This is a genomic window from Tateyamaria sp., from assembly GCF_039945315.1.
GTDB lineage: Bacteria > Pseudomonadota > Alphaproteobacteria > Rhodobacterales > Rhodobacteraceae > Tateyamaria.
Map to the genome: position 1 here is coordinate 1 of NZ_JBDUXB010000014.1, position 10,160 is coordinate 10,160.

The following is a 10,160-nucleotide window of genomic DNA, read 5'->3' on the forward strand; positions in this document are numbered from 1 at the left end:
CGCAACCGTATCGAGATCATGTTCGGCAGGTTGAAGGATTGGCGGCGGGTTGCAACACGCTATGACCGCTGCCCAAAGGTCTTCCTCTCAGCAATCGCTCTCGCGGCAAACGTCGTCTATTGGTTATGAGTCCTGGCCCTACGTATAGCGGTCTTAGACGACGTCGCTTTGATTTGGTATTGTGGTCTTTCTTACCCAAGATTCGCTGCGCGCTGTGAATTGGTGCTTTTTTGAGCTTGCAGTCTGGCAACCAGCGCATCCACAAGGACACAATTGAAGAACTTGCTTTGAGAAAACTGTGTGACGAGGAATGCCGGACACGCGGATTGGCAATTGCGTCACTGCTGGTTGAAAAGTTATCTATTTTCCCATTCTTTTCACCCGAAACGCCGGCATCTTGATTACCGATAGGCAGGAAGGCATCGACACGGAGCTGCAATCTGGCATGGTGGTCCTTGTTGGCCAATGCACGTTATTCCGAGCAGAGATCCGGTCTCAGGGGTATCGAGAGCAAATCATTCTTGTACCTACTGAACATGGCAACTCGAGTATCAACGAGTTACCGCATTGTCCGGAATGTAACGAGTTTTTTTGCCGATTATCGTGTCCGTTAACCTTGGAGGTGGAGGCTATGACCAACTACGACGTTTCAGTCCCAGACGGGTCAAACCAGAGCCTCGACATCGCAATTTCAGCAGATGGGAGCGCTGAAACAGGGCGCAGGTACGTGATACTTGCTCGTTGTGGCGTCGCTGTTAGGCTGGCTCGTGGTCAGGTTCTTAATATCTTCAACCCAAGCGGTCACCAAGTGTGTGATTTTTTTGCATTCGCAGCTGGGAACTTGCACGAGCATCTGTCGATGCCGCATTTGCACACGTCGCTTGGTTCGATTTTCCCGAGCGTTGGGGACGGTTTGGTCAGCAACCTGAGAAGGCCATTGTTATCGATCGCGGAGGACACGTCGCCGGGTGTCCATGACACGGTCATCGCCTGCTGCGACCACGCGCGGTATCGCGAACTTGGGTGTGACGGGTATCACGACAATTGCGCGGACAATCTGCGCATGGCGCTGATGGCTATTGGGTTGAAAGCGCCTCTGATACCCGCACCCTTCAACATCTGGATGAACGTGCCGATCGACGCGGAAGGAAAGACTAGTTTTGAACCGCCGGTCGGCCGCAGGGGCGACCGGATGTCGCTTAGGGCTGAAGACGATGTCATCGCGGTGATGTCGGCCTGTCCGCAGGACGTGACCCCAGTCAATGGCGATGGCGTTGCTCCGGGTACTTTGGAATTCAGTGTGGCGGACAGATGATCACTCAGCGCGGGAACGCAAGTTCAGGTGTGTAGTTGTCAAAGCTGCTGAGCGTCTGGGCATTGCATTCGGTCTGCCAGCGCGAGCCGGGAACAACGGCCGAAACGCAGGGATACGCATTGCGGTAGCCGTTTGTGCGTTCGTTCTCTTCGATCGCGATGGCCAGCAATCCGGCAACGACGCCACCCTGCCGCTCTACCAGTCGGATCGCACCATCCATGGTGCCTCCGGTTTCGACCCACTGATCTGCGAGCAAGACCCTAGTGCCTGACCCAAAAGCGGGATTGCGCATCTCCATGTCCTGCGTGCGGCCAGAGTAGTTCCCGAAACTCACCATGTCGGTGTCAACACAGAGTTTGCCCGCTTTACGGATTGGCAGGAAGCCCACACCGGATCGCGCTGCAATCGCGGCCCCCAACACAAAGCCCATGGCATCAAGTCCTCCGACGACATCATATTCCACACCTTCCAAGTCGACCATCAGATCATCCAGCAAGTCATTGAAGGCCGCGCCGTTGATGTAGATAGAAGTCGGATCAAGCCAGGCAAATTTGTCGCCCTTGGTGTTGGGTGCCATGATGTTCAGATACCAGCGGTCGTTGCGCGGGCCTTTGTTTTGAGCGGTCATGATTTTTCTCCCTGTCCAAGCGTTCGAGTCACCTGCATCAATGCATCGAGGCGTGCAGGATCGATGTCATAGAAGTTTCCCGGTTCGTTGATTCCAGTGGCGACCATGAAGCAGTCGACATCGCCATAGTTCGCGGCATTTTCAGGTGTGATGCCGGACGCAAGTGCCAAGGCCCTGTCACCAATGGCATCGCGGAATGTATCGATCTTGCCAAGGTCTGCTTCGTGTCCGGTTGCTACACCAGAGGTCGTGACCACATCCATAAAATGACACGCGTGTCGTGCCGCATCGTTGTAGAGTGCCGGTTCTATCTCGCGCTGCTTCTTGAAACAGGTTCCGCCAAAATAGAGTCCATCCCAGCCACTGTCCTTTTGGATTTTCGCAATTTCGGTTGCCTCAAGGTTTTCACCGTGTTCGTCAATCCGGGCATCGTCAGCCCAATAGGCGTCAATGGTAATGCCTTCCCGTTCCAGTTTGCTCAACATCGGAAAGGCAACTTTTCCCGTCACAGACAGGAAATTCACGCCCATCCAAAGCGACGGATAAGCCGCCCGCACATCCCGAATAATTGGCAGGAACGATTCAGGCTCGAAATCGTGATTGATCAGAAAGCATCCAGCGGCGCCCGCGCCGATCACCTCACGTACATTGCGTACAGTTCGGGGAGTGTCCAACACATGGATCACCGGTAAGACAACCGGTCCTGTCGATTTGAACAATTTGTGAAAGTCGTCGCGCTGCATGGCAGCAGTTTAGGCGGCGAACAGGAATTACAGAAATTTATTATTGCAATCTAACGATTAACCTTTGAAATTCCATCTAATGCGTACAGTTAATCTGCCGACAGATCTTTTGCGGACCTTCATCACTGTGATCGAAGTCAAGAGTCACACACGCGCCGCTGACCTGCTTAACCGTTCGCAACCAGCGGTTAGCTTGCAGATCAAACGGTTGGAAGATTTGGTAGGTTACAAACTGATCCGGCAAAAGGGTCGAACCATGCATGTTAGCGAAAAAGGCGAAGCGCTGGCGATGCACGCGCGGCAGATCCTGCGCCTCAATGACATTGCAATGGGGATCTTCGAACGGCCGGACGCTGAAGCCAATCTGCGCATCGGCCTGCCATTGGATTATGGTGTGCGTCTGTTGCAGAACGAGGTCACCACATTGTTGCACGACAACGATGCCCTGCGGCTGACGGTCAACTGCGATCTGTCACGGAACCTTCATGAGGCGCTGTTGCGGGATGAGTTAGACATCATTGTTGCGCTTTATCAGGGGGGAACCCCACAGTTTCTTGTCCAGCAATGGCGCGAACAGCCCGTTTGGGTCGGGGCGACTGACATGTCTCCGGATCAATTCGACGATCTGCCACTCGTCGCGCACCCGGCGGGCTGCGTTTATCGTCAAAGGATGACCGACGCGCTGCGGTCGGTTGAGCGCGGTTGGCGCGTTGTTTTTTCAAGCCCAAACATTGACTCGGTTCAAGATGCAGTGCGCGACGGTTTAGGGTTCACTATTCTTACGACACCCACCACCCAGCAGGGCATGCGACCCATCATGTCAGACGAGGGGCTGCCGGCGTTGGAGCCACTGCGGATTGGACTGTTTTATCGCCAAACCCGACTGGGCAGTTGGGGCAATCTGGTGGCCGAGCGACTGACGCAGACAATCGAAAATGTCCTGACTTACCCTCCCAAAACAGGGGTTCATCATAACAGTTCTTAATGTGTCTATATGGTCGATAAATTTCCTATGGGCGGCGATTCTAGCTAACCTTTCCACAATGGCGCTGGTCCAGTGATCAGAACATCAATCAGGGCCAAAAAAAAGACAGATAACAGCGGAGTGTGACTCATGAAAAAATCAAATGAAAAAAAACAAAAACAATATCTTAGAAGAGATGTCTTGCGGATTAGCGGCGGTGTTGCGTTGTCAGCACCGTTCGTAGGTCGTGCCTGGGCTTCGACCACTGAAATCAACATGCTGGCTTGGTATGGACATGGCGAACCCGACATGGTCGGGGCATTTGAAGAGGCCAATAACGTTAAGTTTGTGCCAAAATACTATGCAGGTGGTGACAATATGTTGGCACTCATCGCGCAGTCGCCCCCTGGCACCTACGACATCATCCTGTCCGATGGCGAGTTTGTGCAGCAGTTGAACGCCGCCGGCTACATTGAAGCGTTGGACGCCAGTGACTACCCATTTGACGACATGTTGCACGAGGACTTTACCAAGTTCCCCGGCCACTGGGATGGCGACACTCTCTATTCAATGATCTTGCGTGGCGGACATCTGGGCGTTTCTTACAACACCACAGCGATGAGCGCCGAAGAAGCGTCGAGTTATGAAGGCTTCTGGAAGCCTGAGTTGCAGGGAAAAGTGGGCCACTTTGACTGGCACCTGCCAAGCCTCGGCATGATGAGCTTGAAGAACGGGAATGGCGCAGGCCTCTGGGATCTGAGCGATGATCAATGGCAAGCGGTGCAAGACACCACCATGAGCCTGCGACCTCAAGTGGGAGGTTACTTCGACTACGGCGGCACGTTCAACGGCCTCAAGAACGGTGAAATGCTGGCGATGTGCGGGATTGGCGACTGGATCACCGGTGTGCTGGAGCGTGACGGGGCACCAGTGGCCTCGGTAATTCCCAAGGAAGGTGGCATTCAGTTCACCGAGAGCTATTGCATTGGCAAAGGCAGCGCAAAGGCGGATCTGGTCAAAAAGTTCATCCAGTACATGATGTCACCCGAAGGTCAGGTCAAGTCAGCCCAGATGGCGGCCTACCCTGGTTTCTGTGTGACCAAGGCTGGTCGCGCAATGCTGCAGGAGGTTGACCCTAAGGAAGCCAAGCGCAGCCACCAAATGGATGGAATGCCTAACGATCCAATTGCACTGATCAATGAAGGTCGCATTCATTATCGTGACATACCTCAGCAGCAGACGCTTGAGGATTGGAACGACTTCTGGTCCGAATACAAGAACGCCTAAAGGCACCTACGGGCGGCCACAGGGCCGCCCGACTTCAGGCAAGGATCATGACGTTTGAGCACAAAACGCAGAATTGACCTATACGCCCTGACATGGCGGCTGCCGATCATCTTGTGGCAACTGATCTTCTTTGTCGGCACCGTCCTTTTCATGATCGCGATCTCGTTCTTTGTGGTGAAGAACTATCGAATGACCGAGGCTTTCGAGCTCGTGAATTGGCAGCGCATGCTAACGCGCGGTTATTTCTGGGACAGCTATTGGTATACGCTGTTTATTGCCTCGCTCAGTGCGAGTATCGCAATGCTGCTGGCCTTTCCCGCCGCTTGGACGTTGGCGTTTCGCGCATCGGAAAACTTGCGCCGGTGGGCGGTGTTTTTGCTGATCATCCCGTTTTTTACGTCTTACCTGGTACGAACATTTTCTTGGTATGTGATCCTTGCTGAAAGTGGCGTGTTGAACGCCATGTTAGGATACATTGGGTTGGGCCCGTTCAAGATGTTGAACACCCATTTTGGAACCGTGGTGGGCTACCTGACCCTGACACTGCCATTGGCGGTGATCCTGCAAACTGTGACGATGGCCAATATAGACAAGACGCTGGTCGAGGCCGCGCGCAATCTGGGCTGCAAGCCACTGGCAACGATTTGGAGCGTGGTACTACCGCTGTCAAAAACCGGGTTCATCGTAGCGGCACTGTTCTGCTTCATTCTAGCCTTCGGAGACTTCGTGGCACCGTTCTATCTGGGCGGCTCGCAGGAACCGACCTTGCCGATACTTATTCTTGACACCACCAAATCCGGCCAGCAATGGCCACGTGCGGCGGTCGTTGCGATCATGATGATGTTGACCCTGTTTACAGTGGCCTTCACCGCCATTGTGCTTGCTTATCGTAAGCCCAAAGGAGCGCGGTGATGAACGCGCGTGCGCTGAATTTCTTGCTGGGGATCTATGTCGCGCTGATATTCACGTTTGTTTTCGCGCCTATATTGTTCAGCCTGGTTTTTTCGTTCAATTCCCAGCGCTTTCCGACAATCCCGCTGGGTGAGTTTTCAACCGAGTGGTACGCGAAAATTCTGGCCGACCCGGATGTCTGGCAGGCCGTGCGCAATTCGGTGATCGTCTCAACGAGCACCGCCATGCTGGCCACCTTTCTGGGGTTCTGCACTGCTTACACTGACTTTCGCTATAACTTCCGCTTCAAGGGCCCTTACCTTGCCCTGATCCTTTTGCCGCCGACAATACCGCTGATCATCATGGCGCTGGCGATGCTGGCCTGGCTGTCACGACTCGGCCTTTCGGGGCAGTTGTGGAGCATCGTCATGGCGCATTCAGTGCTAACAGCGCCTTTCGCTATGGCGATCATCCGGCTGCGCCTGCACCAAATGGACCCCGATCTTGAAGCCGCGGCATGGAACCTCGGGGGATCTGAATGGCAAGCGATGCGCCATGTGATCGTGCCCTTTTGCCTGCCAGCCATATTCTCATCTCTATGCTTGACCGCCGCCGTGTCATTCGACGAGTTTGCCGTCGCGTGGTTCGTTTCAGGCCTGAACAAAACCGTCCCTATCGTGATCCTCGAAATCGTGCAGGGCAATATCGATCCACAAGTCAACGCCATAGGCACATTCGTGTTTCTCACTTCCATGTCGCTGGTGGTCGCCGCTCAGGTGATCTTTATCAGCCGCCAAATTAAGAACCATTCCTGATATGACAGCCCCCCTCGTCACCTTCCGCAATGTCGAAAAACGCTTTGATGACTTTGTCGCCGTGCGTGACATGACTCTTGATATTCACGAAGGTGAGTTCCTTGCGATTATGGGTTCGTCGGGCTGTGGCAAGACCACGACCTTGCGGATGCTTGCAGGGCTCGACACCCCGACAGGAGGCGAAATCCGGATTGGTGGGGAACTGATGAATGATGTCAAACCGCATGAGCGTGACACGCCACTGGTTTGGCAGTCTCTGGCGCTCTTCCCCTTCCTGACCGCCCGCGAGAACGTGGAATTTGGCCTGAAAATGCGTGGGATCAGTGGGGCAGAGCGCAAGCGTCGTGCGCTCGACTGGTTGGATCGAATGCAGATAAGCGAGTTTTCAGAGCGCAACGTTGCTACTCTCTCAGGCGGACAAAGGCAGCGAGTGGCTCTGGCGCGCAGTCTCGTAATGGAACCGAAGATGCTGCTGTTGGACGAGCCGCTTTCAGCGCTTGATGCCAATCTGGTGATCCGGATGCAGGGGTTGCTGACCCAGCTACAAAAAGAACTCGGCATCACATTTATCTATGTCACCCACTCGCAATCCGAAGCCTTTGCCATGGCTGATCGTGTCGTCATCATGAGCCAGGGCGACATCGCTCAGATCGGCGCTCCCCGAGATATCTACCGTTCCCCTGCCAACCGTTTCGTTGCCGAATTCGTCGGGCGCAACAATATTCTGACCGGTCAGGTGTCGAGCTCTGATGCCACCGGTACCCGGATCACGACTCCGCAAGGTGCTTTCGTGGCGAGCACCCCGCAATCCCCGCCCAACGCAGGACAATCCGCCAGCTTTACAGTCTCAGCCGACCTTGTCTCGCTTTCAGCAACTGAACCCAGCGCAGACAACAAGGCCCAGGCCACACTTATTTCAGAAGAATTCATCGGCACCGTTGTGACCTTATTCCTTGAAGGTGCGGAGGGGCTGGAGTTCAAGGTGCAGATGCAAGAGCGCGCCCTGATGGCACTGGACCTTGAACCCGGGATGACCCTGTGGCTCAGTTGGGATGCCCAAAATGCCAACATTCTGGGAGAGAGCTAAGATGATCCGAAATCCCATCCCTTGGCCGGGTGGTGCGAAATGCGCAGTGGCGATTACCTTCGACATGGACGCTGACAGCCTTATCCACATCGCGCGCCCCGAAGACAGTCACCGCAGGCTCTATCCAATCTCGATGGGGCGATATGGTCCGAATATTGCACTGCCGCGCATATTGGACACCTATCAGCGGTTTGCACTGAAGCAATCTTTTTTCATCCCCGGATGGTGTCTCGATCAATACCCTGAGACTGTCGAATCCATTCTGGAGGGCGGTCACGAGATCGGCCATCACGGCTGGATCCACGAAGATCCGATCACCACCTACGGCAACCAGCGTGAACCGTTCGAGCGCGCGCTGGAAGCGCACAAACGGATATGCGGCAAATCCCCTATAGGCTATCGAGCGCCTGTCTATAACATCACCGACGAGGTTGTGGACCTGATGCTGGAACATGGTTTTCGTTATGATAGTTCGTTGATGGCCGACGACATTCCTTATGCTTTACGCGCGCCCAAAGGCCAGCTTTACGAAATGCCGGTACATTGGGGTACGGACGACTGGCCGCCTTTCGCACACTACGACGAAATCGGATATATGATGCCGGTCAAATCTCCGTCCGAAGGGCTGTCCGGGTTCTGGGAGGAATTCGATGCGCAATATGAAGCCGGCGGATTTTTTATGCTGATCGTACACCCTTTTCTGACCGGCCGCTTGGCGCGCTGGCACTTAGTCGAACGGTGGATCGAAGAGACCCTGAACAACAAGGACGTCTGGTTCACAACATTGGGCGGAATCGCCGATCACATGGATGCGCTATCCGCAGATGGGACATGGTCTCCTTCCGTCGAAAAGTTGCAAAACTTTACCAGCCCACCCGCCAGTAAATGAGGCCCTGATCATGATGACAGATGACGACAAACGGTTCCTGCGGATCGCCTACGAGGAGGCAAAGGCCGGTTTCGATGAAGGCGGCTGCCCAATAGGATCGGTACTGGCACGGGGCAGCACGGTGGTAAGCCGAGGGCGCAACCAACGCGTTCAGGGAGGGGATCCAATCGCGCACGGGGAAATGGATGCCTTGCGTAAGGCGGGACGACAAAAAACCTATCGCGATACGGTCCTGTACACCTCGCTCAGCCCTTGCATGATGTGCTCTGGCACGATCGTACAATTCGGCATCCCGCGTGTCGTTATCGGCGATACAACAAACTTTGGCGGAAACGAGGAGTTCCTGCGGACTCGCGGCGTGGAGGTGGTGATTGCTGAAGACCCTGACTGCGTCGCCCTGATGAAACGTTTCATCGACGAAAAGCCTGAACTTTGGGCCGAAGACATCGCGGAATGAGTGACCCGTTCTTTCATCCGGTCTCGGGTTTTGATCTGCCGCGTTTTGCAGGTGTTCCTACTTTTATGCGTCTGCCCCACGTAAATCTGGATCACCCGCGTCTTCCCGAGGTCGACATTGGGCTGATCGGCGTGCCTTGGGACAGCGGCACGACTAACCGCCCTGGTCCGCGCCACGGCCCACGCCAATTGCGGGACGCCTCAACCATGATACGCGCACAGAATGGGGCCACCGGCGTGCGGCCCTTCGAGGCGGTCAATTGCGCGGACCTTGGCGACGTGCCGCCGAACCCAGCGGACATCCACGACAGTATGGAGCGGATCACTGCGTTTTATGATCAGGTCAGTAGCCTTGGCATTAGACCTTTAACGGCCGGGGGTGATCACCTGACCTCGCTGCCAATCCTGCGCTCCCTTGCCCGGAACAAGCCCTTGGGCATGATCCATTTCGACAGTCACACCGATCTGTTCAACAGCTATTTCGGGGGTACAAAGTATACCCATGGCACACCGTTCCGACGTGCCGTCGAAGAGGGCCTACTGGACCCCAAACGGGTGGTGCAGATAGGCATTCGAGGCACGGCCTACGACATGGAAGATCGAGATTTCGCCACAGCAGTCGGTATTCGCATCATACCTATTGAAGAGTATTTTGAACGAGGTCCACGTGATGTCATGCAGGAGGCACGCGACATCGTGGGGTACGACCCGACTTATGTTTCCTACGACATCGATTTCGTCGACCCCTCCGTGGCACCTGGAACCGGGACTCCTGAAGTTGGTGGACCGGGCGGCTTTGACGCGCTGCTAGTTGCGAGGCTTTTAGCGGGTATAGATATCGTCGGAGCTGACCTTGTCGAAGTTTCTCCGCCATTTGACTCCTCAGGAGGAACGGCATTTCTTGGTGTCTCAATCATGTTCGAGATGCTCTGCTGCATGGTCACTAGGGCCAGGACTCATAACCAATAGACGACGTTTGCCGCGAGAGCGATTGCTGAGAGGAAGACCTTTGGGCAGCGGTCATAGCGTGTTGCAACCCGCCGCCAATCCTTCAACCTGCCGAACATGATCTCGATACGGTTGCG

13 protein-coding genes are annotated in these 10,160 nt (G+C 54.9%); 10 read left to right on the top strand and 3 right to left on the bottom strand.

Annotated features, from left to right (window positions below):
- Together ABJD00_RS04015 and ABJD00_RS04020 are read left to right on the top strand one after the other, a co-directional pair.
- Positions 1 to 129, top strand: a 129-nt coding sequence (locus ABJD00_RS04015) for a transposase (protein WP_413849650.1), incomplete at its 5' end; no start/stop codon positions are given.
- Positions 130 to 631: 502 nt separating this feature from the next.
- Entirely contained in the window at positions 632 to 1,315 is a 684-nt protein-coding gene (locus ABJD00_RS04020) for a DUF1989 domain-containing protein (protein WP_413849632.1), read from the top strand.
- 4 nt (positions 1,316 to 1,319) lie between these two features.
- On the opposite strand, the gene ABJD00_RS04025 is transcribed toward ABJD00_RS04020, so the two are convergent.
- Both ABJD00_RS04025 and ABJD00_RS04030 read right to left on the bottom strand, forming a co-directional pair.
- Positions 1,320 to 1,943, bottom strand: coding sequence for an adenine phosphoribosyltransferase (locus tag ABJD00_RS04025; protein WP_413849634.1), 624 nt, complete (start codon positions 1,941 to 1,943; stop codon positions 1,320 to 1,322).
- Positions 1,940 to 2,686 (bottom strand): adenine phosphoribosyltransferase, encoded by a 747-nt coding sequence (locus tag ABJD00_RS04030; protein WP_413849636.1) that lies wholly within the window; start codon positions 2,684 to 2,686, stop codon positions 1,940 to 1,942. Before ABJD00_RS04030 ends, ABJD00_RS04025 begins: the two co-directional genes overlap by 4 nt.
- A 79-nt stretch (positions 2,687 to 2,765) precedes the next feature.
- On the opposite strand from ABJD00_RS04030, the gene ABJD00_RS04035 reads away from it, so the two are divergent.
- The 8 genes from ABJD00_RS04035 to ABJD00_RS04070 all read left to right on the top strand — a co-directional run bounded on the left by ABJD00_RS04035 (position 2,766) and on the right by ABJD00_RS04070 (position 10,044).
- Positions 2,766 to 3,671, top strand: coding sequence for a LysR substrate-binding domain-containing protein (locus ABJD00_RS04035; protein ID WP_413849638.1), 906 nt, complete (start codon positions 2,766 to 2,768; stop codon positions 3,669 to 3,671).
- Between the two features lie 129 nt (positions 3,672 to 3,800).
- Positions 3,801 to 4,937 carry a spermidine/putrescine ABC transporter substrate-binding protein gene (locus ABJD00_RS04040; RefSeq protein WP_413849640.1) on the top strand — a complete coding sequence of 379 codons (1,137 nt, stop codon included), beginning with the start codon at positions 3,801 to 3,803 and terminating at the stop codon, positions 4,935 to 4,937.
- Positions 4,938 to 4,991: 54 nt separating this feature from the next.
- A complete protein-coding gene (locus ABJD00_RS04045; protein ID WP_413849642.1) occupies positions 4,992 to 5,849 on the top strand; it encodes an ABC transporter permease in 858 nt (285 codons plus the stop codon).
- Complete coding sequence (locus tag ABJD00_RS04050) at positions 5,849 to 6,643, top strand: ABC transporter permease (RefSeq protein ID WP_413846027.1); 795 nt, start codon at positions 5,849 to 5,851, stop codon at positions 6,641 to 6,643. Before ABJD00_RS04045 ends, ABJD00_RS04050 begins: the two co-directional genes overlap by 1 nt.
- Position 6,644: 1 nt before the next feature.
- Positions 6,645 to 7,730 (top strand): ABC transporter ATP-binding protein, encoded by a 1,086-nt coding sequence (locus tag ABJD00_RS04055; RefSeq protein WP_413849644.1) that lies wholly within the window; start codon positions 6,645 to 6,647, stop codon positions 7,728 to 7,730.
- Between the two features lies 1 nt (position 7,731).
- Positions 7,732 to 8,619, top strand: coding sequence for a polysaccharide deacetylase family protein (locus ABJD00_RS04060; protein WP_413849646.1), 888 nt, complete (start codon positions 7,732 to 7,734; stop codon positions 8,617 to 8,619).
- Between the two features lie 10 nt (positions 8,620 to 8,629).
- Positions 8,630 to 9,076, top strand: a complete 447-nt coding sequence (locus tag ABJD00_RS04065; RefSeq protein WP_413846033.1) for a nucleoside deaminase — start codon at positions 8,630 to 8,632, stop codon at positions 9,074 to 9,076.
- Entirely contained in the window at positions 9,073 to 10,044 is a 972-nt protein-coding gene (locus ABJD00_RS04070) for an agmatinase (protein ID WP_413849648.1), read from the top strand. The genes ABJD00_RS04065 and ABJD00_RS04070 overlap by 4 nt, the downstream gene beginning before the upstream one ends.
- Here ABJD00_RS04070 and ABJD00_RS04075 read toward each other — a convergent pair.
- The coding region (locus tag ABJD00_RS04075) for a transposase (RefSeq protein WP_413849650.1) at positions 10,032 to 10,160 on the bottom strand (129 nt) is incomplete at its 5' end. The two genes, ABJD00_RS04070 and ABJD00_RS04075, sit on opposite strands and share 13 nt — an antisense overlap.